This is a genomic window from Pseudomonas folii (assembly GCF_014357575.1).
Classification (GTDB): domain Bacteria; phylum Pseudomonadota; class Gammaproteobacteria; order Pseudomonadales; family Pseudomonadaceae; genus Aquipseudomonas; species Aquipseudomonas folii.
In genome coordinates this window covers 1-25,043 of sequence record NZ_JACONW010000063.1, presented here as the reverse complement: position 1 = coordinate 25,043, position 25,043 = coordinate 1, and the positions used below count along the sequence as shown (strand labels likewise).

Sequence of the window (25,043 nt, the reverse complement as noted above, 5' to 3'; positions counted from 1 at the left end):
TGTTATAAATGACAGTGGTTAGATTGATTGGAAATATTCAATGGTTGCGTTGGTTATACGGCGCGATTAACACTGTTACCTGAAAGCTTTTCACGCGCCGTGCCAGGTGCTCAAGAGTTCTTTATAAACTTCACCTGTCACAACAAATATTATTTACGCCCGCGATAAATTCGTTTATCGCGAGTGCAGTTCCGTAATGTCGGGAGTCGGCTAATAAGAGACCATTCGTGGGAATATGCCGACACTTCTTAGTGGTGCTTTTAGCCCCCGACTCCATTGCCCCCTCAAAAACCAGTACGGACATACCACAATGCAAGAGCGTGTCGAATCCGCGTGCTCAGATAGGTCTCCTGCAAACCGCACGCCATGCTGAAAGAGCAAACATCGCCGTGAGTTGGTTTTTCGCAAGAACCTTCACGCTATACTCTATGATTACAAAAATACCTATAGCATGCTAAATAATCAGATTAAAACCCCCGCCACCTCAAACAGGTTCGATACTTGCTAGCCATAGAAACTAAAATAATCAAAGCAACTCCAGTCCCCTACGGTAATTTCCATTCGCTCAATGCGCCGATTGACAGATTCGTCAAACAACGCCACTAACGACTCAGTGTGAGGCAGAACTTTTTCTAAAATAACATTACCTGCCGAGTCGTAAAATCGCACCACCATATCGTTGTCCAACCAAGTGTAATAAAAGCTAACTCTCGAGCAAGGCACTCTAGGCTTAACTTCCAGAGTTTGTGGAATGGGCCTAGACTCAAGAGCCCCAAGACAAAGTGTCAGAGCGTTACCTTCCATCTGACCTGGCACCGGTGCTATGGGATAAGATGAATGAGGATACTTTGCTATAGTCATATACCCCTCTCCCGACAAAAACCTTAACGTCATCACCGGGGTTTCAACAATTGTTCCTACCAGAAACTGCCGATAGGGAAGCAGGTCGAAATTCTCAGTCCTAAGATAAGTAACAAGTTTGTACAATCTAGCTGGAAACGAGACATTAGTCGTCCCGTCACCGAAAGACACCTCAAAAACCAGTACAAGATTTGAACCAGCCTTTAATTCATTGAGACTGCTAAGCGCCACAGTTGTACTCGGCTCCCCCGTCGAACTAATCGGCAAGTTCTGCCACGTAGGATGCGACCAGTTATAAGCCGAGCCATCCGCCTTGGTACCTTCAAACCGCAGGGAAATCCGCTGCCCCGCCGCAATGAACGGCCAAGGCTTGACCCTAAGATCGACATCACCGGTCAGAGCACTAACATCGAGGCTTCCATCATTGGTGGCCTGCAGAATTCTCGGTGCCTCAAGCACGGAGTCGCTTAGGGTTTGTACTGTCAGGTTGAGCACCGTTGAGGGTTTCGCGACACCATTGCGCACCACGGCATACAAGACTGGTATGGTTTTACCGATAACGGTCGCCACTGCAGAGTCCGGAATGGTGAAGGTCACGCTGCCGAGCGTGCTGCCAGGCTGGGTGGGCACCAGATTATCCTGCCCGTTCCAGCTGATCCCGATAGTGTCGGTGGTTTGCATGGCATAGGTCACCACGACCGTTGCGCCGTTGATGGCATCGATCGGATTGAGGATGCCGCCGGGGGCTTGGCTGACGGTGGGTTCTGGTAAATCCAGTTCCGCCGAGCCCACGGTAACCACCCACTCGGGTGAATCCACTCCCGCCAGCGAGTCACGGACGGTAAACACATGCCGCCCCAGTTCGAACGTGTCCGTGAAATCCCACGTACGATTAATGGTTACCGAGGCCGTTGTTAACAGGTCGCCGTTGTCGTAGACGAACACTACCGAACTGGCAGTCCCACCTCCGTAAACCGTCAGGAGCGGGTCATCAGTGGACTCGCCGTTATCGACCGGTTTGCCCTTGCTGTCCTTTACATCGGTGATGCTGGAGACAGTACGTTGACTATTCATGGGGTATACCTGCATTAAGCGAAGTAAGTGTGCTGACGACATACTGACGTCAGGGTTGATGAAACGGGTTATGGAAAGTATTGATGATCAATCGCGCTTTAACCACTGCTATAAATGACAGTGGTTAGATTGTTTGGCGATTTCCAAATGCAACTTCATTATCAAGCGCGATCAATCTTCAATCGCCGCGAGGTCGCGCAGCACACCTGCCCCTTGTTCACTCTTATCGAACATGAAATAACTACCCGACTTGGAATGCGTCTGTAGGAGTCCACGAGCAGCGCGAGGCAGCGATGGCGGTGTATCAGACAGACAGCTATCGCGCCCTCGCGGTGCTCGTGCGCTCCTACAGGAAAACATTTCAGCTGAGCGGTCCAGGGGGTAAGGCGGTGCCTGCTATCGGCAAGTGATGTCCAGGCCGAAATATATCTGACCCGTCTCTGTATCAACTTAAAACTTAAAACTTAAAACGCGAAGGTAAACCATTCATCAAAGCCGTCCGGCGATACCAAAAGCATCCCCCGGCGACTGCCACGGGATTAATTGCTCCTGGCCCGTTGAAGGTACAAAAGACCAACAGTTCGTTAAGTCTGGCCCGGGCGCCTGATCCCTTGTCCAACAATTAAGCGGTGTCAGTTGCCCTGCTTCATCACCGTAGGCAGCCCTGAATAAGCGATACTCAGCTATCGAGGGCAGATAGCCTCCCATATCTCTCACCGCATACGAGGCAGACGTATGATTGGTGCGAAGTCCAGCCCCGAATAATTGATAAACATTCGACACAATGGCCGTGAACGTTGCAGTGCTGCCCGCACTATCAGTCACTGTAATCGTAGTGATCCCATTACCAGCCGAAATCACGCGACCTCTTTCGTCCACCGTGGCGATGGCGGGGTTGGCAGACATGTAGCTATAAGGTGGCACACCACCGCTGGCCGGCCTGTCCACATAAGTGCCCGCTGGCGGAAAGGGCGGCGCAGTCCACGCGTGATACAGGACCCCATTCAAAATGGCGGGAGATGTATCGATGATCAAGCGCTCGAACACATAAGTGATCACCCATGGAGCCGATGTCGCCTGGCTAATCACAGCCTTGGCAACGAATACATGCCTGCCCGGTTGCAACCCCGTGAGAGTTTTGGTCCACAGGCCATTGGGCGCGAGCGTAGTTCCCCACGATGCACCTTCATCATCAATCTCGATGACTGCGTCTGGCTCAGCTGTGCCAGACAGGATAACGCTCGGGTCAGAGGTACTGCTGTCATCGGGGACAGGTACGCCAGCAGAGTCAACGACTGCTTCGATCGTCGGCCGCACAGCAGCAACGCCCACGGTAACCACCCACTCGGGTGAATCCACCCCTGCCAGCGTGTCGCGGACGGTAAACGCATGCCGCCCCAGTTCGAACGTGTCCGTGAAATCCCACGTGCCATCATCAATGGTCACCGAGGCCGTTGTTAACAGGTCGCCATTGTCGTAGACGAACACTACCGAACTGGCAGTCCCGCCTCCGTAAACCGTCAGGAGCGGGTCATCAGTGGACTCGCCGTTATCGACCGGGTTGCCCTTGCTGTCCTTTACATTGGTGATGCTGGAGACAGTACGTTGACTATTCATGGGGTATACCTGCATTAAGCGAAGTAAGTTTGCTGACGACATACTGACGTCAGGGTTGATGAAACGGGTTATGGAAAGTATTGATGATCAATCGCGCTTTAACCACTGCTATAAATGACAGTGGTTAGATTGTTTGGCGATTTCCAAATGCAACTTCATTATCAAGCGCGATCAATCTTCAATCGCCGCGAGGTCGCGCAGCACACCTGCCCCTTGTTCACTCTTATCGAACATGAAATAACTACCCGACCTGGAGTGAGCACTGTTCGTGCGCTGAAAGCGATACGCCTGGATCTGGATTGACGTTGATTAGGCATGGTCTCACCTGCACTAAGCAAAGTAGCTCTAATGGCGGTAAGTGTCGACCTGCCCCACGCGCTATCACCGGTCTGAAATGAAACATTGGCTCATGTAAACACGACATTGCCCCTACTTACTCACCTGAAAACTTCGTTGTTCGGAAACAGTAGAAAATCCAATAGCAAGCAGTTGATACGTCTCGCCTGGTCGAAGGCCCGAGATCTGGAAGCTCCACTTCCCGCCCCTTAACAATACGTCGCCACCCTCACCTGTATTAGAGATGACGATGACGACTAATGTTTCAGCCGGAGACGAAGTGCCGGAAACAATCACCTTGTTATCAGAAGTGGTGCCACCTTCAGGAACTGCTCCGTGGGAATCCACAACGCTGACAATTTTCGGAAACTCTACCCCCGTGACCTCTGTATCAAGAGGCCCTAGAGGTGAGAGGTCTGACATATGAATACTCATTATCGAGATCCGTACTATGTAAACTGCCAAAACAACCCGCTATTGGCTTCAGTCGCTTGACCGTTGCCCCCTGTTCCCATCAACAACGGCAAAGGGTGATCGTTTAACACCTTGAATAAATTATAGCCATACCAGATTATCGATCATGACGTCCCTGGTTGCGAACACGGCTAACTCGCAATACGTGCAGGGCCGGGGTAACCGAAAGTCGTCATTGTTAACCCCGCTGATGGAACCAATAGTCAAAGTGTGCGTCGCCACCAATCCGGTCGAATCAAAAAACTCCAGCGTGTTTGGTTGCGATGTAAACGTATGACTTATCAAGAACCGGGCGATCGTACCGCCGAACTCAAACTTTATCTTGCTACCTCTCGCACAATAAAGGGCCACATTCCCAAACTGGGGAATATTAGGATCAAGCGCCGTGGTGCCAGCTGCAAGTGTGACGGTAACTGTCAAACCGTTGGCGAACGGCAAAGGGGTATTCATTTGCAGTGGGCCCAGGGGTTGAGATTCAAAGCTTTCATCCCCGGTGACCGGCCCGGTCGTCACTGCACGGACGGTGTATTGTGCTACCGGCGAGGGTTGCAAAACATCGTTGACTTTAAAGACGACTTGATAGCTCAATGACAACCTGCCGTCTGCCAAAGGGTCGAGGTTATCCACTTTGCCGACTTTAAATATCACCGGATCTTTTTCCTCACCCGCCATGATGATCACATCATCGGTGTAGTTGACCGGGGCGCCTTGCGCGGGAGTGCCATGCCATGTAAGCAGGACTTTATCGCCAGCGTTTTGACCCAGATAAGGGGCAATGGTAACAGTAACGTCCGGGCCCACAACGTCCGCTAGATCAATCACAGTCGTACCATTGGCTTCATCCACCACTGGTTCGGCTAATTGCACCGGCAACCCGGTAAGCGTGATAGTCGTAGTCCGTGATTTTTTTTCAACCGTGACATCATCCTGCTTGAGGCTGTAACGCACCACTGCAGAGCCGCCCGCTATATTTTTTATATCCGGGTTGGGGATGGTGAATTGCGCGTGATCAAACGACGGGTCATCCACCCGTTGAGGCGGCAAAAGCAGCTCAATAATGGCGGTTGGCGTTTTGCCTATCCAAGTCAGCGTCACCTCATAACCCTTGCCATTACCAATATAGGATGGGATATCCACATGGGCGTCGTTGTCACCCAGCGCCACCAGGTCAAGCACCCGTGTCGTACGATCAGCTTCACGGACCCGCGCAGCAATCAGCGCATCAGGATCGATTTCAACCACTACATAGGTAGGCGGGGATACAAACGAGTAATTGTCGACGATATCGCGAATTTCATAATTGACCAGCAAGTGATCACTGCTGCCTCCCTGTTCGAGGACATTCTTGGGGATGATCACGCTCTGTGGCCCCAAAGCTTGCAGTTTTGGATGATTGACGCGAATGTTGTTCCACATCACCGTCAACTCGTCGCCCAATGCTTGATATATCCAGGCCGGCACTTCCACAGTGACGGCACTGTCAACATCGCTGACGGGGTCGGGGGTCACCGTGCAAGGCAGCAGCCCCTCGTTTATTCCCGTATCGAGATCAGGGTCTAGCCCGCCAGGAACACGACGTTTTACGGGGATGGTCCGCAGAATCGATTCATCAGAGACGTTACCGACCGGGGAGTACAGATGGTAGTAGACCCGACCTTCAGGTACCTCAATAAGGCTGGCCGGTACGCTAAAGCTTAGCCAGCCCTTATCGATGATGGTCTGATCAAGTTCGTACTCTTGAACAATGACGTCATCCCAATAAAGCGTATATAAGTCGCGCAGACGCTTGACTTCCGGAAGTTTGGCAATCAAGCCCACAATGGAAGTAGGATCTGATAACTGCTTGTACCCTAACCCCAGGCGTGGGTTGTCGGGAGAATCATTGATGCCCTGAAATACCAGGGGGGCCAATACCCGCCCACCCTGGGGGCCCGGCAAGTTATTAATCTTCATGTTAATCATCCTTGTACTGTGACGATCAGTGACGTTTCGATTTATTGACTTTATTAAGTAAGGGCTGGTCTATCCAAATCAAACCAGCCCCGTGCTGCCGATGCGAGCCAATAACAATCAAGGCGTCGGCAATCTGCACCCTTGCCCAGGTTCATAAAGTGCAAAGTACGTTACCTGCTGAAGAGCGGCCTTGGCTCCAGCAGCATTTCTGATTGTATAGTCGGTGGTCGCTATTCCCTCGCATAAAAAGTATGTTTTGGAGTAAGGCAACGGCACTTCAAAATACCCGAGAATATCATCATCCGCGTTGATCTGATGATCATCGATCTTGATCCGGGATTCTTCGATAGGCGCGGCCGTTGGGTCACTCTGACTTAGTCGACCCACAAAGTTGACACTGACATAGTCGCCTTTGGCCACGTTCACTACGCTGCGCAGAGGAACACGCAACATAGTGCCCGCATGCCCCACATCATGCTGAATAACCTTGAACGGAAAACCCGGGATGGTTACCGCTTGGGGTAAATCAGCAGCGAGCAAATCACCAGGCCCACCCGGCAAAGCGTTCGGGGAGGTTACACTAAGCGAAGTAATGAGCGACTTGGCGCTGGATGTATTGCCTGGGCTCAGTTCACGACTGATAACGTAATACAATGGAATGGCAGACCCCGGCCCATTGTCACTGATCATCGTCGCGGGTATAGGAATAATAATATTTGTCGCCTCATTCCCTGCATCAACTTGCACCTCCGCGGGATCGTCAGTATGATCCGCCCCCCAGTAGAAATTGATTTTGTCCCCAACACGCCAGATTGGCTGAGCCGGAGTTATGGCACCGGCCCTGAAAACGGTAAGTTTGGCAGGTGACGTATAAGCGTCTGCGGAAATAACATTGGGCACACTGCCTGTAAAGTCACTCAGTAACTGCGGCGCCTGCATATTCTCATGTTCCGGCGTATCAGGATCAGGGTCGGGTTGCCCGCCGGGAGTTTCGAGATCGACATTTATCCATTGGCGAGGCGACTCCACTGCAGGTGAGCCGTTTACAGAGTGAACTTCATACCAGATCCCGATATTGTCCCCACCCGGGTCGGGCAAAACATACGGCTTGAACTGCAATTCAGTTTTTAGCAAATAACCATTCGTCCCGGCATCATCAATATCGCCTTGCAAAACAGTGACGGGCGGAATATTAGTCTGAGTATTCCACTTGATGTATATACGGTCATTGACTGCAGGGTTGTCGTAGGCGGGAATGGTGATAGTCGTCGTCGGGTTGGCCTCATCCCATACCAGCAGGCCTGAGCCTAGCGGCGAGCCACTGCCATCTGCCGGATTGTACGGCGCAGCTTCCGGAATTAGAGGTGCGAGCAGATTTCCAGGCACCCCGCTCAAGTACACGTTAATCCCCGTGGTCGAGGACAAATTGCTGACGTTACCTGCCCAGTCCGTGACTCGATAACCGAAAAAGATTTCGCCCGCAGTGAAGGCCAGCAACTCCGCGCGCGGGAACACAACATCGATACCGCCGCTCGGGTTTGTCACTAGAGGTGGCAGCGGCAAGATGTAAGCACCGTCCCCAACCAACGGCCCATCACCAAGCCACAGTTCAACCTGATCGTCATAATCGGTGTCATACCAGGAAGCAAGATGAACCTTGAGGCCACCGGTAGGACTCTCCATATCGTCTTCAGTAATTCCCGACGCCTGCTCAGGCGTGAACGATATGGCAGGTGGAGTGGGTGGATTTCCTCCGGGGGCATAAGTATCGAAGATAATCTGCAGCGGTTTGTACGACGGCCCGGCAGTACCCGCCAAGGGGTCAGCAAGCCAATAATCAAGAGACCAGACCACACCTGGCTCCTTGTCAGGTGTTAAAGGTGGCTGGTCAGCTATCTCGATATAGATAGTGGTATCCCCCGTCGCCGCGATGGGTACAGTCGGCCCAATGGCATCAGCGAGTTCAAAACCATTGACCAACAATTGGGCCGTTTGTGCTGGGCGGTAAACGGGAGGTGGAGGAATAGTGACCGCAATTCGCGTACCCGGCATGGTCTTGGGTAATCTACCATCACGGGGCCTGGCACCCGTAACAACGACTTGCGGGAGCGTGGTGCCCTGCCGTCTTCTAACAAGTGGGGTCGGCTGAGCATCATTGCCTGAAGTTGGGCGATTGATACCCGGGGTTTGCAGGTGCACCGGAATCTCACGAGTGGGTGCAATGTTGCTGGTATTGCCCAATGCATCTTTTAGCTGGTAACCAAAATGCTGCGGGATGTCGCCCAATGCCTCCAAGCGTGATTGCGGGAACAAGACTGTCACCGGTCTGCCGACTCCACCCTGCTGGATTTCAACCTCGGCCTGCGGAATCAGCCCGTCAGGAATATTGACCTCATCGGGGGCAGCACTTCCCAGCCACGGCGTCAGCTTGTCGCCCAACGCCATTCCCATCCAGGGCGACAGAACTGCACGCAGATTACCGTCGACAATATCGGCTGGATAGATACCTGCAAGTTGCTCAGGCGTGAAGTTGATATAGGCCAGCGTATCGCCACCCGGCGGTTGTTTGTCGAATATCAGCTTGTAAGTGAAGGGTGACGACGAGGTGTCATCACTGCCCGGGTATTGCACCTTGTAGTTAAGCGCGACCTCAACAGCTGGATTCCCGGCGGGGAAATCCTCTTTTGACAATTCAAATGTATAGCGTATGGAGGGGTCACCAACATGCTCTGGGGCTACGGGTAAAGGAGCACCATAGCCGATGGAGTTGAGCGTCAGCTGGATGGTTGTTCCGGCCACAAAGCTGGGGTGATTGAGTACTGCAACCCTCAGATTCTGGTCCCATTGATCATGAGGCAACTTTCCATCATCGGGAACAAACGGTACTTCCACTATGGGAAGAGGCCCTTGTGATGGCTGCCGGCTAGTTTGCTGTTTCATTTTCATTACAATGACTCCCTGTGTGCGAACCAGGTAAAAGTATTGGCGCGATCCCTGTGACTGTCACCTGTCATAAGTGACAGTAAACCCGCCTACCGCTCGACGTTTAATTGATATTTTTCAAACAGTTAAACAACAAACTAACCATACGCGATAAGGCTTATCGCCAAATAATGTAACAGCCGCACCCCACGGTTATATTATTTGTCCCAATATAACCAAACAGACGATTACTTCGCCCCTAATGGGTTGGCGTGGCCACCGACTATTCACTTGAGTCCCAACGATTATGCAGGTTCTCGTGTTTTCAAGGAGGTATTTACATGAGCCTTAATTCCACAATCACACTACAGACCTGCCACTGTACGGCACTTCTTATCGCCTCGCTTGCATGGGTCGATTCAGCCAGCGGCGCAGCGCTCATTCCTGGACAGACGGTTAATGTGCAGCCGGGTTTCCCACCAGAGTTCTGGACGCTGCAAAACGCGACGCTGAATGTCCTTCCCGGCGCACAGACGCTGAGCATTGGTGCAGACGCCGGATCAACAGTGAACTTGTCGGGGGCTACAGTCACGCCAATAGCAGGTAACGGCAACGTTCTGGGGCTGAGGGTGAACAGCAGCACCACTACCGTACTGAACTCGACCATTGACGCTACGGCCGGAGTGGGTCTGGCAGTGGTCAATCTGGCCGGTACGCCTTCGACAGGGACGGTTACCAACAGCATCATCAATGGCTTTGGCCGAGGGGTGAACGTAGCCAATGGCAGCACAGCAACGCTGACCAATACTCAGGTGACGGGGACAGGCTCAGGCCCGACCATCGCCGACAACGGTTATGGGTTGGTGCTGTTCGGGGGCAATGCCACCGTTCAGGGGGGGAGCACCATCACTGGCAGCAACCGTGGAGTCTTAATTCTTGAGGACGGCAATGCTGCACCGGCCCCCTCGCTGGTGCTGGACAACAGTACCGTAACCGGGACCGCTGGCAGCGCTATTTTCGTAGACGCACTGAGTGCTGCAGCAACGCCAAGTGTCATCGTGCGTAACGGCACAACATTGAATGCGGGGAACGCCACGGTTCTCCAGGTCGGTGAGCCGGGGGGGACCGGCGCGAACATCGCGACACTCGAATTCATCGTTGATAACAGTGCACTGGTGGGCAATGTGCAGGTGTTCAATAACAACATTGTCGACATTGATTTAAGTAACAGCGCCAGCCTCACAGGCGACATGACGGACATTCACAGCCTGGACATCAACGCCAGCACGGTGACCGGAAACCTGAGCGTGCCCGCAGGCTCGACAGTGCCCGTGACCATGGCGGGAAACTCTGCTTATACGGGCACGATGTCCAACATCGGCAGCCTGAACATGAACAGCAGCACGTTTACCGGCAACGTCGTCGAAACCAGCGGTTCAGTTGCATCGATCTCCCTGAGCAACCAGTCGACGCTCACCGGCCAACTGAGCAATATTGGCACATTGAACATCGATCAAAGCCAGATGACGGGCGATATTGTCCAGGATGCAGCAACTGCTGCCGGGATAAATCTGAGTAACAACGGCCTATTGACGGGCACGATCAGTAACGCCCAGACCATGAGTGTGGACTCAACCTCGCGCTGGAACATGATCAACGACTCGTCTGTCGGCAATCTGGCGCTGAACGGCGGTACGATCAATCTGCGGGGCGCCAATGCGGGCTTTCGTGTGCTAACGCTTGGAGCGCTTTCCGGCTCGGGGACCTTCGCATTGGGCACCGACCTGGCGGGCCACTCGAGCGATCTGATCAACGTGACAGGAAGCGCAAGCGGTAGCCACACGCTGGCGATACAAAACACGGGGGTGGATCCCATCGAGGAGGACTACGCTCAGCAAGTCGTGCATACCGGCAGTGGTGACGGGGTGTTCGCTGTTCCCGGTGGCATGGTGGACGTAGGCACATTCGAATATCGGCTGGAGAAGCGCGGCACGGATTGGTTTCTGGTACAGGCCACCACAACCAATCCCGGGCCTGATCCGGCTGAGCCGGGAGAGCCGATCATAACGCCGGGTACTCGGGCTGTTGTGGGGCTTTTCAGCGCGGCGCCGACCGTCTGGTACGGCGAACTGACCACGTTGCGCAGCCGGATGGGTGAATTGCGTCAAGGTCATACGGCGGGCGGCGTATGGGCGCGTGCCTATGGAAACAAATTCAATATCTCGGCAACCGATCAAGTGAGCTACCAACAAAATCAGCAGGGCATGTCTTTCGGTGTCGATACCCCGCTACCCAGTGCCGATGGGCAGTGGCTGGTGGGTGTAATGGGAGGAGTGAGTCGCTCGGAGCTGAATCTGAAAAGCGGCACGTCAGGCGATGTGAACAGTTATTACATGGGGCTTTACAGCACCTGGCTGTCGACATCGGGCTACTACATTGACGCCGTCGTCAAGGCTAACCGTTTTGAGAATAAAGCCAACGTACTCATGAGTGACGGGGTTAAATCCGAGGGCGATTACAACAATTATGGTTTCGGCGGCTCAATTGAAGGTGGCAAGCACATAGAACTTGGGGACAAATGGTTCGTCGAGCCTTATGCACAACTCTCCAGCCTCTGGGTTTCCGGTGAGCATTACGGCCTTGATAACGGCATGCAGGCCCGCAGCAATCACGCGGATTCAATGCTCGGCAAAGTCGGAACTTACGTTGGCCGGACCATCGACCTTGGCAGAGGTGGATTTGTGCAACCTTACGTGCGGGTTGCCGGGGCGCAAGAATTTGCGCGCAGCAATAAGGTCAAGGTCAACAGCACCACATTCAGCGACGATTTGTCCGGCACTCGTGGCGAGCTCGGCGCAGGTGTCGTGGCGCAATTGAGCGATGTAATGCAAATGCACGCTGATGTGGATTACAGCAACGGTGACAATATCGAGCAACCCTGGGGGATCAATATAGGTCTACGGTACGCGTGGTAGACGTATAAAAAGCCTGTCCAATGGTGAATATGGAGCCATATCAATAGGAAACGTCCTACACATATGCGGGAATAGCCCTACCGATTACTGTAGGAACTTTCTATCTAATAGCGCCCCTACTTCAACTAGTCCGTCACTACGGACACAGGGTGCTAAATAATTATGAAATTTTCTAAAATCCCCTCTATCGGAGGGTGTCTTACGTTGTCGGTGATCGGCACATTAATTCCCCTGGAGCACGTCACTGCAAAAGACGTCCCACCCGGCGGCAAGTTCTTCGTCGAAGACGGTGACCCCGTTGAGAACTACCAGTTAAAGAGCAATTCAGAACTCGTCGTGCGCAATAAAGGCGCAACCAAGGACATCACGGCGCATCAGGGCTCCAGGGTTATTATCGACGACGGTCGGGTGGACGCCGTCGACACCGCCGGCATCACGCTCATCGACAGCTCGGCAACCATCGACAACGCAAAAATCACTGCAACCTCCACGACCTCCGGTAGCGAAAGCTATGGCATTCGTTTGCAGGGGCGTTCAGGCAGCTCGGAAGCGACAGTGCGCAACAGTGAAGTTTCGGGCGTCGGCCGAGGCATCAACGTTACAGATAGTGCCATCCTTGTATTGCGCAACACTGATGTCATCGGCAGAGACGGTACCGCGCCTATTGGTCCTATCGCGGGCGGCGTGGGTGTTGTACTTGCGGGCGCCAGCGCACAGTTCCGAGAGGGCAGCACGGTCACCGGCGACAATAATGGTGCCGTCCTGTTTTCTTACCACTCAACGGGTGGCCAGGTCGACCCAGGCCTGTTGATTGATGGCTCGCATGTAGAGGGGAAAAACGGCAGCGCCTTATTGGTCTCCGGACTTCCAGGGCTTGTAGACCCCAAAGCCAATATTGAAGTGGCCAATGGCTCTACATTGACCGGTGGTAACGGGGTGATTCTTGAAGTACAAGGCGATGTCACTACCAACTTCACCGTCAACAACAGCCGGCTGATCGGTGATGTTGTGGTGGAAAACGGCTCGACCGCCAACCTGGATCTGAAAAACAACGCCAGCCTGACCGGCACCATCACCAATGCCACCTCGCTGACCCTCGATAATTCGTCGTTGTGGGTTATGGAAGATGACTCCACCGTCGGCAAGCTGAACCTGAACGGTGGCATGGTTGACCTGCGCGGGACTGATGGCAATGCCAGCTTCCACAAACTGGATGTCAAAGAGCTTACAGGCAGTGGCCGCTTTGGGCTGGGCACCGACCTGGCGGCTGGAATGGGCGACTCGCTGAACGTATCCGGCACGGCGACCGGCAGTCACAAACTTTTGGTGGAAAATACCGGTGCAGAGCCACAAGCGGGCGGTGCTGATCGTCAGCTGGTTCACATTGAAAACGGCGATGCGCAGTTCGCAGTGGATAGCACAGACGGGCTGGTCGACGCTGGCGCTTATTCCTATGCACTGGAGCAACGTGGGAATGGTACCAGCGGCAACGACTGGTTCCTGGTACAAACCGGCACCGTATCGAAAAGCACTGAAGTTGCCATTGGCCTGTTCAGCGCCGCACCGACAGTGTGGTACGGCGAATCAGCTACGCTGCGCAGCCGTATGGGTGAACTGCGTACCGACAGCAATCAAGGTGGCGGCTGGATGCGCACCTACGGCAACAAATACGATATGTCGGCTGCGGGCGGCATTGAGTATTCGCAGCAACAACAAGGTATTTCCTTCGGTGCCGATCTGCCGATTTCCAGCAGCAACGGGCAATGGCTGGTTGGTCTGATGGGCGGTTACAGCAAATCCGATCTGGACCTCAAGGCAGGCAACAAAGGCAAGGTCGACAGCTACTATGTTGGTGCCTATAGCACCTGGCTGGCGGACAACGGCTTTTACATCGACGCTCTGATCAAGGCCAACCGTTTCCAGAACTCGGCGGACGTGACCATGCGCGATGGCGTCAAGAGCAAAGGCGACTACAACAACTACGGCGTGGGTGCCTCTGTTGAAGTGGGAAAGCACATCACGTTCAATGAAACCTGGTTCGTTGAGCCTTATGCCCAGATGTCTGGCCTTTGGGTCAGCGGCGAAGAATATAAGCTGGATAACGGACTTGAGGCGCGCAGCAATAAAGCTGACTCACTGCTCGGTAAAGTCGGTAGCCATTTGGGTCGTAAATTTGCGCTGGATGATGGTGGCTTCGTTCAGCCTTACGTCAAAGCAGCGGTGGCTCGCGAGTTCGTGACCTCCAACAAGGTGAAGATCAATGAATCCCGTTTCACCAATGACTTGTCGGGCACTCGCGCTGAGTTGGGTCTGGGCGTTGCGGCGCAGCTGACGGATGTCCTGCAGGTGCATGCTGATTTCGATTACATGAGGGGCCGTAATATCGCGCAGCCTTGGGGTGTGAACGTAGGCGTGCGTTACAACTGGTAAATGCTGTTTTAGTCATTAGGGGCCTTTGAGGCCCCTTTTTTTGCCTGTTGATCAGCCCCTGTTAGCCAAAAACGACCTGATTTTAGGCATGGCAGACATTCAGAAAAACGGGCCTTGCCGATACTGTCCAGCGCTACCAGAATCGCTCCATATCTCATAAGAAAAGGAGCGCTCGACATGATGCACGCGGACTTGATTGACCAGGAAGACTTGATCAGCCAGCTCAGAGCGATCGGCTTCGAAATGCCTTCCGGCGCCACTGCGGAACAGGCGTGCATGCAAGCCGTCTGCGGCCTGACCGAAGACCGCGCCACCGCCCTGCGCCGTCTGGTGGAGCAGATGCTGACGGGGAGCGCGACGATTTTACCGGCGGTGAGACAGGCGATTGATAAACAGCTGTTGCCAGGGCTCGCGCAGTATAAGCAGCAACACCGGTGATATCCCCCCCGAACTGAACCACCGCGTTGGCCCCTCTCGCCAACAAGTTGCCTCCTACCTCGAGCGCGCAAACCTGGAACACCACGCCGCAACGGTAGGAGCGAACTTGTTCGCGAGATATTTCTTGACACACCGCCTCGCCAACAAGTTGCCTCCTACCTCAAGCGCGCAAACCTCGAACCCCACGCCGCAACGGTAGGAGCGAACTTGTTCGCGAGATATGTCCCTGACACACCGCCTCGCCAACAAGTTGCCTCCTACCTCAAGCGCGCAAACCTCGAACACCGCGCCGCAACGGTAGGAGCGAACTTGTTCGCGAGATAATTTCCCTGACACACCGCCTCGGCAACAAGTTGCCTCCTACCTCAAGCGCGCAAGCCTGGAACACCGCGCCGCAACGGTAGGAGCGAACTTGTTCGCGAGATATGTCCCTGACACACCGCCTTGTTATCCTTACAACCGCACACTCGCAAACGTCGACTCGTTCCTGGCCTGGCTCAACGCAGACAGCGGGCCAGACAGCGGCGCCAGGACCATGGCTTGCGGGATGGGCATCATCGACACTTGCTGGGCGGTGTTGGACCCGACGCGTTCGTCACGTGGCGGGATGCCGAAGTATTCGCGGTAGCACTTGGAGAAGTGCGGAGTTGAAACAAAGCCGCACACCGAGGCCACTTCAATGATCGACATCGGTGTTTGTTTGAGCAACTGCCGGGCACGGATCAGGCGCAACTTGAGGTAGTACCGCGATGGCGAACAGTGCAGGTATTTCTGGAACAAGCGCTCCAGTTGTCGACGGGAAACCGCGACGTAAACGGCAAGCTCGTCCAGGTCGATCGGCTCTTCAAGGTTGGCTTCCATCAGCGCGACGATTTCCTGCAGCTTCGGCTGGTTGGTGCCCAGCATGTGCTTGAGCGGCACGCGCTGGTGATCCTGTTCGTTACGAATGCGCTCGTAGACGAACATTTCAGAGATCGCGGCCGACAGCTCACGACCGTGATCACGGCTGATCAAGTGCAGCATCATGTCCAATGGCGCAGTGCCGCCCGAGCTCGTAAAGCGGTTACGGTCCAGGGTGAACAGCCGGGTGCTCATGGCAACGCGTGGGAAAGCTTCCTGCATCGACGCCAGACATTCCCAGTGCACGCTGCAATCGAAACCATCGAGCAGGCCCGCGCAGGCGAGTGCCCAGCTGCCAGTGCATACCGCGCCAAGGCGCTTGGATTGGCGCGCCTGGCTTTGCAACCAGCTGACATGTTCACGGGTAACCGTACGCTGGATGCCCACGCCGCCGCAGACAATCACCGTGTCCATCGCCGGGGCCTTGTGCATGGCCGCATCGGGGGTGATTTGCAGACCATCGCTGGCCCAGACCTGCCCGCCGTCGGCAGTCAGTGTGGTCCAGCGATATAACTCGCGACCTGACAACTGGTTTGCCATACGCAGAGGTTCAACCGCTGAAGCGAGAGATATCAGAGTGAAGTTATCCAGCAGCAGAAAGCCAATGGATTGTGGTGCGCGATTCTGGGGTTGAGCCCCGGAGTTGAACGATGTCATCACAGTATCTCCTCACTAAGCGGTTGGAGGCCTCAGGCGGAGGCTCTTGTTATAGCCCCGTACGAAGCAGGGCTTTGTGATGACAACGCAAATGCCATGCCTAAACTTGAATGGCCATTCAATAACCCCTGAAAACGACGTCGCGATGCGTCTATTCAGCAACGACCCGAGTTGTCGATTAACGACGTGCGAAGCGTCACGAACCACGCTCATAAAGGGCGGGTGAGCAATTCGGTAGCACTTGTGTGAAGGGCTGATCAGGATGCCGATTCGGAGTGTCACTCTATGCACAGCGCGACCAAATTCGAGCATCGAAGGACATAGCACTGCGCCACACCCATGGGCTTTCGCGCCAAAAAGTGGCGGAAAACTGGGGGGATGTTCGATAAGTGCGCAGTGAATTTCCATTACCCCGTAGGACCGGCTTTAGCCGGGAGGGCGTCGGTAAACCCGATACATTTGCATGCTCAGAAATACCGCCCTCCCGGCTAAAGCCGGTCCTACGGATCGTGTAAAGGCTCTGGCGTGGGGAACATAACACCCAAATGAGTATCCAAACCCACCGCAATGGGTGTTCCCGAGGGTCGCAAGCGTACGCTGTTGCAGCTGCTACGCTGAAACGGCAGTGCGCCGGGATGCTGACATCATCGGGCTTTTACAAAGTCAGATGCATCCCACACCGACTTACTCATGCCCGCCAACGTCGCCCGCGTTCCATCGGCTTTCGGCGCGACGGCTTATGCCGGTTTTAGCCGTTTTCCGTCAGGAAAACAGGCCTTACGGCACTGAAAAAACCTGTAAGCGACGTTACCAGCACTGGATACGACGCCCTGTGTACTGGTTACGACGCCCCCTGTAGGCGTTTGATTTCTGCTGTTACATGATCGTTGTCGACTCGTTCGCCAGCGCAGTGGAAGAGCCTTCGCCAAACGCCTTTTACATCAGCCGAAAAACACCAAATCGCGTCAGCCTGCGAAGCTGATGGCGAGAAAAAACACCAAAGGGAGTCCGCTCATGAAAGGTTCAAAATCGTTGCTACTGGCTGTTGCGCTGGGTTTACCGATGCTGGCACAGGCCGCAGAGCCCGAGCAGTGCAGCACAGTCAACTTTTCGGATGTCGGCTGGACTGACATCACTGTCACCACCGCCGTCACCAGCGCCGTTCTCGAATCCCTCGGTTACAAAACCAAGACCACGATGATTTCCGTGCCCGTGACCTACAAGTCCCTGGCCGATGGCAAGAACATGGACGTGTTCCTCGGTAACTGGATGCCGACCATGGAAAACGACATCAAGCCTTATCGTGATGCAGGCACCGTCGAGACCATTCGCGCCAACCTGGAAAACGCCAAATACACCCTGGCCGTTCCTCAAGCGCTGTATGACAAGGGCCTGAAAGATTTCGCCGACATTGCCAAGTTCAAGAAAGAACTGGACGGAAAAATCTACGGCATCGAGCCCGGCAACGATGGCAACCGTCTGATCCAGAGCATGATCGACAAGAATGCGTTTGGCCTGAAAGACGCCGGTTTCAAAGTCGTTGAGTCCAGCGAAGCGGGCATGCTCTCCCAGGTTGATCGCGCTCAACGTCGCAAATCCGATGTGGTGTTCCTGGGCTGGGAACCACACCCGATGAACACGCGTTTCAAGATGCAATACCTGACAGGTGGCGACGAGTATTTCGGTCCTAACTTCGGTCAGGCAACCATCTTCACCAACACCCGTAAAGGCTACGCCCAGGAATGCAGCAACGTGGGCCAACTGCTGAAAAACCTGTCGTTCACCCTAGACATGGAAAGCACCCTGATGGGCAAGGTGCTGGACGACAAGCAAAAGCCTGATGCTGCGGCCAAAGCCTGGCTCAAAGCCAATCCACAAGTGCTCGACACCTGGCTGGCTGGCGTGACCACCATTGACGGCAAACCTGGCCTGGAGGCAGCAAAAGCCAAGCTGACGAAGTAAGCCGACACGCAGGCGGGCAAGCCCGCCTGTTGTCTCCCTTTTCTCCCGCAAGCGGACAATCGATACCATGCTGACAGATCATAAAATCCCCTTAGGCGAGTACATCGCGGCCTTCGTAGACTGGCTGACCCAACACGGCGCCAGCACTTTCGATGCAATCGCGTCATCGCTTGAAACCATGATCCACGGCCTGACGTTTGCGCTGACTTGGTTCAACCCCTTCGTGCTGATTGGCCTGATCGCCCTGCTCGCGCACTTCATTCAGCGCAAATGGGGTCTGACCGCGTTCGTCGTCGCGTCGTTTCTGCTGATTCTCAATCTGGGTTATTGGGATCAAACCCTGGAGACGCTGGCTCAAGTACTGTTCGCCACGTTCGTCTGCGTCATCATCGGCGTGCCGCTGGGCATTGTTGCTGCGCACAAACCGATGTTCTACACCGTGATGCGACCGGTGCTGGACTTGATGCAAACCGTACCAACCTTCGTTTATCTGATCCCTACCCTGACGCTGTTCGGCCTGGGCGTGGTGCCCGGTCTGATTTCAACGGTGGTGTTCGCTATTGCCGCGCCGATCCGCCTGACGTATCTGGGTATCCGTGATGTACCCCATGAATTGCTCGATGCCGGTAAAGCCTTTGGCTCGTCGCGTCGCCAACTGCTGACGCGTATCGAGCTGCCTTACGCCATGCCGAGCATCGCCGCCGGTATTACCCAGTGCATCATGCTGTCGTTGTCGATGGTGGTGATTGCCGCACTGGTAGGTGCCGATGGCCTGGGCAAACCCGTGGTCAATGCATTGAATACTGCTGACATTTCCCAGGGCTTCGAAGCCGGCCTGGCGATCGTATTGCTGGCAATCATGCTCGACCGTATCTGCAAACAACCCGAAACCAAAGTGAGGGCTGACGCATGAGCATTATCAAATTCGATAACGTCGACGTTATCTTTGCCAATGATCCGCGCGAAGCACTCAAGCTGCTGGATGAAGGCTTGACCCGCGACCAGATCCTGAAAAAAACCGGCCAGATCGTCGGTGTCGAAAAAGCCAGTCTGGACATCGAAAAAGGTGAGATTTGCGTATTGATGGGCCTGTCCGGTTCGGGCAAATCCAGTCTGTTGCGCTGCATCAACGGCCTCAATACCGTGAGCCGCGGCGCGCTCTACGTCGAGCACGAAGGCTCGCAGATCAACATCGCCAACTGCACCCCGGCAGAGCTGAAACTGATGCGTACCAAACGCATTGCCATGGTGTTCCAGAAGTTTGCCCTGATGCCTTGGCTGACGGTGCGCGAGAACATCAGCTTTGGTCTGGAAATGCAGGGCCGCCCCGAGAAAGAACGCCGCAAGCTGGTGGACGAAAAACTTGAACTGGTTGGCCTGACCCAGTGGCGCAACAAGAAGCCCGACGAGTTATCCGGCGGCATGCAGCAGCGCGTTGGCCTGGCCCGTGCGCTGGCCATGGATGCCGATATTCTGTTGATGGACGAACCCTTCTCGGCCCTCGACCCGCTGATCCGTCAGGGCTTGCAGGATGAACTGCTGGCCCTGCAGAGCAAGCTGAATAAAACCATCGTGTTCGTCAGTCACGATCTCGACGAGGCGCTCAAGCTGGGCAGCCGGATCGCGATCATGAAAGACGGCCGCATCGTGCAGTACAGCGTGCCGGAGCAGATCGTGCTCAACCCGGCCGATGAGTATGTGCGTACCTTCGTCGCCCACACCAATCCGCTCAACGTTCTGTGTGGCCGCAGCCTGATGCGTACGCTGGACAACTGCACCCGGGTCAACGGCTCGGTGTGTCTGGACCCAAGCGTTGATTCGTGGTTAGAACTGGCCGAAGGCAACACCATCAAAGGCGCACGTCAGGGTGCCGGTCAACTCGACCTGCAAAACTGGACGCCCGGCCAATCCATGGACACCCTCGACCGCAAACCGACACTGGTGCATTCCAATATCGGTATGCGCGACGCCCTGCAGATTCGTTATCAGACGGGTAACAAGCTGGTGCTGCAGGATGGCAACCAGGTGGTCGGGATTCTCGGGGATAGCGAGTTGTATCACGCGCTGCTTGGCAAGAATCTGGGTTGATGGAGCAACACCGCATTCCCCTGTGAAATGCGTTTCCGCCTGTGGGAGCGGTGCTTGCCCGCGATAAGAACACTGCGACCTAAAGTGAACCGCGTCCAGCCTTATCGCGGGCAAGCACCGCTCCCACAAGGGAAATCACATTCCAGAGATAGACCTCCACACATGTGCATCTACAAGGCTTTCCGCACGCCCATCATTTTTTATTGATTGAACGTTCAATAAAAAATCTTTAGACTGGCTGAGCCTTTTTGGGCAGAGCGATCAGTCAGGCGAATCAGGAGATTTAGCGAATGCCCAAGGTCGGTATGCAACCCATCCGCCGTCAGCAGTTGATCCAGGCCACGCTTACAGCGGTCGATCAAGTCGGTATGGGCGACGCCAGCATTGCGCTGATTGCTCGTCTGGCAGGCGTCTCGAACGGCATCATCAGCCACTACTTTCAGGACAAGAACGGCCTGATCGCAGCCACCATGCGCCACCTGATGAATGCCTTGATCCTGAACGTACGTGAACGTCGTCAGGCCCTCACCGATGACAGCCCAAGGGCGCATCTGCAAGTGATCATCGAGGGCAACTTCGACGCCAGCCAGGTCAACGGCCCGGCAATGAAAACCTGGCTGGCCTTCTGGGCTACCAGCATGCACCACCCGTCATTGCACAGGCTGCAGCGGATCAACGATCACCGTCTGTATTCGAACCTGTGCTGTCAGTTCCGCCGCGTACTGGCACCGGAGCAAGCGCGTAGCGCGGCCCGCGGTCTCGCGGCATTGATCGACGGTTTATGGCTGCGCGGCGCGCTGTCGGGCGATGCGTTCGACACCGATCAGGCGCTGCAGATTGCCTACGAATATATGGATTTCCAACTGGCGAAAGCGGTGAGCTGAAACGTTTCACATTTGATGAGACGAGCACCGAACGGCTGCAAGACGGCGTTGCCCAATCCGACACGGCAACCTGACGTCAGTCATCGCCAGCCACTCTGAATTTGCGAGGACTTTATGGCCCGTTTCGAACAGCAAAAACTCTACATCGACGGCGGTTACGTCGACGCCACCAGCAATGCGACTTTCGACGCTATCAACCCTGCCAACGGTGAGCTGTTGGCTCAAGTCCAGCGTGCCTCCAAAGAAGACGTTGAACGCGCCGTAGTCAGCGCCGAAAAAGGCCAGAAAATCTGGGCCGAAATGACCGCCATGGAGCGCTCGCGCATCCTGCGCCGTGCCGTGGACATCCTGCGTGAACGCAACGATGAGCTGGCCGCGCTGGAAACCCTGGACACCGGCAAAGCCTTCTCCGAAACCAAATACGTCGACATCGTCACCGGTGCTGACGTACTGGAATATTACGCAGGCCTGGTGCCCGCCATTGAAGGCGAGCAGATTCCGCTGCGCACTTCCTCGTTCGTGTATACCCGTCGCGAGCCGCTGGGTGTAGTCGCCGGTATCGGCGCGTGGAATTACCCGATTCAGATCGCTTTGTGGAAGTCCGCTCCGGCATTGGCCGCCGGTAACGCGATGATCTTCAAGCCGAGCGAAGTCACCTCGCTGACCACTTTGAAGCTGGCTGAAATCTACACCGAAGCAGGTGTGCCGGATGGCGTGTTCAACGTATTGCCGGGCACCGGTGCTGAAGTCGGCAGCTGGCTGACCGAGCACCCGCGCATCGAGAAGATCTCGTTCACTGGCGGCGTGCAAACCGGCAAGAAAGTCATGGCCAGCGCTTCGGGCTCGTCCCTGAAAGAAGTGACCATGGAACTGGGTGGCAAGTCGCCGCTGATCATCTTCGACGACGCCGACCTGGATCGCGCCGCCGACGTTGCGATGATGGCCAACTTCTACAGCTCCGGTCAGGTCTGCACCAACGGCACTCGGGTCTTCGTACCCAACGCGTTGAAGGCTGCGTTTGAAGCAAAAATCCTGGAGCGCGTGAAGCGCATCCGTGTCGGTGACCCGGAGGACGAAAATACCAATTTCGGTCCGCTGGTGAGCTTCGCCCACATGGAAAACGTGCTGGGCTACATCGCTTCCGGCAAAGAGCAAGGCGCACGCCTGCTGGCCGGTGGCGAGCGACTGACTGAAGGTGAGTTGGCCAAGGGGGCTTATGTGGCTCCTACGGTTTTCACTGACTGCACAGACGACATGAAAATCGTCCAGGAAGAAATCTTTGGCCCGGTGATGAGCATCCTTGGTTACGACACCGAAGAAGAAGTCATCCGCCGCGCCAACGACACCGAGTTTGGTCTGGCGGCAGGCATCGTCACCAAAGACCTGAACCGCGCGCATCGCGTGATTCACCAGCTGGAAGCCGGCATCTGCTGGATCAACGCCTGGGGCGAATCCGACGCGAAAATGCCGGTCGGTGGCTACAAGCAATCCGGCGTAGGCCGCGAAAACGGTATCAGCTCGTTGGCGCAGTACACGCGGATCAAGTCTGTTCAGGTTGAGTTGGGTGATTACGCTTCGGTGTTCTAAGTAACGACCGAAATCCCGGTAGGGGCGAACTCGTTCGCGAGGCAGGCGATGCGGTGTGTCAGGCATACCTCCTCGCGAACAAGTTCGCTCCTACCGGGACAGCGTGACCTCCCCATTTTTTTAAAGAGGGTGCAGTAATGTCCCAGGAATTCGATTACATCATCATCGGCGCAGGTTCGGCCGGTAACACCTTGGCAGCCCGTCTCACCGAAGACGCGGGCGTCACCGTTCTGCTGCTGGAAGCCGGTGGCCCGGACTACCGTCTGGATTTCCGTACACAGATGCCAGCTGCTCTGGCATTCCCGCTGCAAGGCCGTCGCTATAACTGGGCCTACGAAACCGATCCAGAGCCACACATGGGCGGTCGTCGTATGGAATGCGGTCGCGGCAAAGGCCTCGGCGGTTCGTCGCTGATCAATGGCATGTGCTACATCCGCGGCAATGCGATGGACTACGACGGCTGGGCGAAGAACCCCGGTCTCGAAGACTGGACCTACGCCGACTGCCTGCCGTATTTCCGCAAGGCAGAAACCCGCGACATCGGCGCCAACGACTATCACGGCGGCGACGGTCCGGTCAGCGTGACCACGCCGAAAGCGGGCAACAACCCGCTGTTCCACGCCATGGTCGAAGCCGGTGTGCAAGCCGGTTACCCGCGCACCGATGACCTCAACGGTTATCAGCAGGAAGGCTTTGGTCCCATGGACCGCACCGTGACGCCCAAAGGCCGTCGCGCCAGTACCGCTCGCGGCTATCTGGATGAAGCCAAGAAGCGTTCGACCCTGACCATCGTTACTCACGCGCTGACCGACCGGATTCTGTTCGACGGCAAAAAAGCGGTCGGCGTGAGCTACATGGTCGGCGACAGCGATGCGCGCATCGAAGCCAAAGCCCGCAAGGAAGTCTTGCTGTGCAGCGGCGCGATTGCCTCGCCGCAGATTCTGCAACGCTCCGGTGTTGGCCCCGCTGAAGTCCTGAACGCACTGGATATTCCGGTGGTGCATGACCTGCCAGGTGTGGGTCAGAATCTTCAGGATCACCTGGAAATGTATCTGCAATATGCCTGCACTCAGCCGGTGTCGCTGTACCCGTCGCTACTGTGGTGGAACCAGCCTGCCATCGGCGCAGAGTGGATGTTCCTGGGAACAGGCATCGGCGCCAGCAACCAGTTCGAAGCGGGCGGTTTCATCCGTTCCAGCGAAGAATTCGAATGGCCGAATATTCAGTACCACTTCCTGCCGGTAGCGATTAACTACAACGGCACCAAGGGTGTGCAGGAGCATGGTTTCCAGGCTCACGTGGGCTCCATGCGTTCGCCAAGCCGCGGCCGTGTTCAGGTCAAATCGAAGAACCCGCGGGACTATCCGAGCATCCTGTTCAACTACATGGCCAGCGAGCAGGACTGGCAGGAGTTCCGTGACGGCATCCGCCTGACCCGGGAAATCATGCAGCAGCCTGCGCTCGACCCATACCGTGGCCGTGAAATCAGCCCCGGCATTGAAGTGCAGTCCGATGAAGACCTTGACACCTTCATCCGTGAACATGCCGAGACGGCTTATCACCCATCGTGTTCGTGCAAGATGGGCACCGATGAAATGGCTGTAGTCGATGGCGAAGGTCGCGTGCATGGCATGCAAAGTCTGCGTGTGGTCGATGCCTCGATCATGCCGCTGATCACCACCGGTAACCTGAACGCGCCAACGATCATGATCGCCGAGAAAATCGCCGACAAGATCCGCGGCCGCGCGCCGCTGCCTCGCAGCACTGCGGATTACTTCGTGGCGGGTGACAAGCCAGCGCGTGGCAAGCCGGTGCGGGAAGTGAGCCGTACTGCGCAGTAAAATTTGAAATACGGTACTTGTGGGAGCGGTGCTTGCCCGCGATA

At 55.3% G+C, this 25,043-nt stretch carries 15 protein-coding genes; 9 read left to right on the top strand and 6 right to left on the bottom strand.

All coding sequences use genetic code 11. The features are described 5' to 3' along the window. Positions 1-504: 504 nt before the first annotated feature. The 5 genes from H8S59_RS14515 to H8S59_RS14495 all read right to left on the bottom strand — a co-directional run bounded on the left by H8S59_RS14515 (position 505) and on the right by H8S59_RS14495 (position 9,261). Positions 505-1,935, bottom strand: a complete 1,431-nt coding sequence (locus tag H8S59_RS14515; RefSeq protein ID WP_187521860.1) for a hypothetical protein — start codon at positions 1,933-1,935, stop codon at positions 505-507. A 489-nt stretch (positions 1,936-2,424) separates the two neighbouring features. After that, a complete protein-coding gene (locus H8S59_RS14510; protein ID WP_187521859.1) occupies positions 2,425-3,552 on the bottom strand; it encodes a hypothetical protein in 1,128 nt (375 codons plus the stop codon). 429 nt (positions 3,553-3,981) lie between these two features. Then, entirely contained in the window at positions 3,982-4,323 is a 342-nt protein-coding gene (locus H8S59_RS14505; protein ID WP_187521858.1) for a hypothetical protein, read from the bottom strand. 120 nt (positions 4,324-4,443) lie between these two features. Further along, positions 4,444-6,315, bottom strand: coding sequence for a hypothetical protein (locus tag H8S59_RS14500; protein ID WP_187521857.1), 1,872 nt, complete (start codon positions 6,313-6,315; stop codon positions 4,444-4,446). A gap of 117 nt (positions 6,316-6,432) precedes the next feature. Then, the gene (locus H8S59_RS14495; protein WP_187521856.1) at positions 6,433-9,261 is read right to left on the bottom strand and encodes a hypothetical protein; all 2,829 of its coding nucleotides are present in this window, start codon (positions 9,259-9,261) and stop codon (positions 6,433-6,435) included. A 317-nt stretch (positions 9,262-9,578) separates the two neighbouring features. On the opposite strand from H8S59_RS14495, the gene H8S59_RS14490 reads away from it, so the two are divergent. The 3 genes from H8S59_RS14490 to H8S59_RS14480 all read left to right on the top strand — a co-directional run bounded on the left by H8S59_RS14490 (position 9,579) and on the right by H8S59_RS14480 (position 15,080). Continuing rightward, positions 9,579-12,212, top strand: a complete 2,634-nt coding sequence (locus H8S59_RS14490; protein ID WP_187521855.1) for an autotransporter outer membrane beta-barrel domain-containing protein — start codon at positions 9,579-9,581, stop codon at positions 12,210-12,212. 162 nt (positions 12,213-12,374) lie between these two features. Further along, positions 12,375-14,642, top strand: a complete 2,268-nt coding sequence (locus H8S59_RS14485; RefSeq protein WP_187521854.1) for an autotransporter outer membrane beta-barrel domain-containing protein — start codon at positions 12,375-12,377, stop codon at positions 14,640-14,642. Positions 14,643-14,819: 177 nt separating this feature from the next. Then, a complete protein-coding gene (locus H8S59_RS14480) occupies positions 14,820-15,080 on the top strand; it encodes a hypothetical protein (protein WP_187521853.1) in 261 nt (86 codons plus the stop codon). Positions 15,081-15,533: 453 nt separating this feature from the next. Here H8S59_RS14480 and gbdR read toward each other — a convergent pair whose 3' ends face one another. Next, positions 15,534-16,637 carry a choline metabolism transcriptional regulator GbdR gene (gene gbdR, locus H8S59_RS14475; protein WP_095092417.1) on the bottom strand — a complete coding sequence of 368 codons (1,104 nt, stop codon included), beginning with the start codon at positions 16,635-16,637 and terminating at the stop codon, positions 15,534-15,536. A gap of 1,014 nt (positions 16,638-17,651) precedes the next feature. On the opposite strand from gbdR, the gene H8S59_RS14470 reads away from it, so the two are divergent. From H8S59_RS14470 to betA, 6 genes are all read left to right on the top strand, one after another. After that, positions 17,652-18,599: a choline ABC transporter substrate-binding protein gene (locus H8S59_RS14470; RefSeq protein WP_095092418.1), complete on the top strand. Its 948-nt coding sequence runs from the start codon at positions 17,652-17,654 to the stop codon at positions 18,597-18,599. 67 nt (positions 18,600-18,666) lie between these two features. Next, positions 18,667-19,512 carry a choline ABC transporter permease subunit gene (gene choW / locus H8S59_RS14465; protein ID WP_095092419.1) on the top strand — a complete coding sequence of 282 codons (846 nt, stop codon included), beginning with the start codon at positions 18,667-18,669 and terminating at the stop codon, positions 19,510-19,512. Then, entirely contained in the window at positions 19,509-20,687 is a 1,179-nt protein-coding gene (gene choV / locus H8S59_RS14460; protein WP_095092420.1) for a choline ABC transporter ATP-binding protein, read from the top strand. The genes choW and choV overlap by 4 nt, the downstream gene beginning before the upstream one ends. A gap of 290 nt (positions 20,688-20,977) precedes the next feature. Beyond that, entirely contained in the window at positions 20,978-21,571 is a 594-nt protein-coding gene (gene betI / locus H8S59_RS14455) for a transcriptional regulator BetI (protein WP_095092421.1), read from the top strand. 114 nt (positions 21,572-21,685) lie between these two features. Next, positions 21,686-23,158 carry a betaine-aldehyde dehydrogenase gene (gene betB / locus H8S59_RS14450; protein WP_187521852.1) on the top strand — a complete coding sequence of 491 codons (1,473 nt, stop codon included), beginning with the start codon at positions 21,686-21,688 and terminating at the stop codon, positions 23,156-23,158. Between the two features lie 137 nt (positions 23,159-23,295). Beyond that, entirely contained in the window at positions 23,296-24,999 is a 1,704-nt protein-coding gene (gene betA, locus H8S59_RS14445) for a choline dehydrogenase (RefSeq protein ID WP_095092423.1), read from the top strand. Positions 25,000-25,043: the final 44 nt, after the last annotated feature.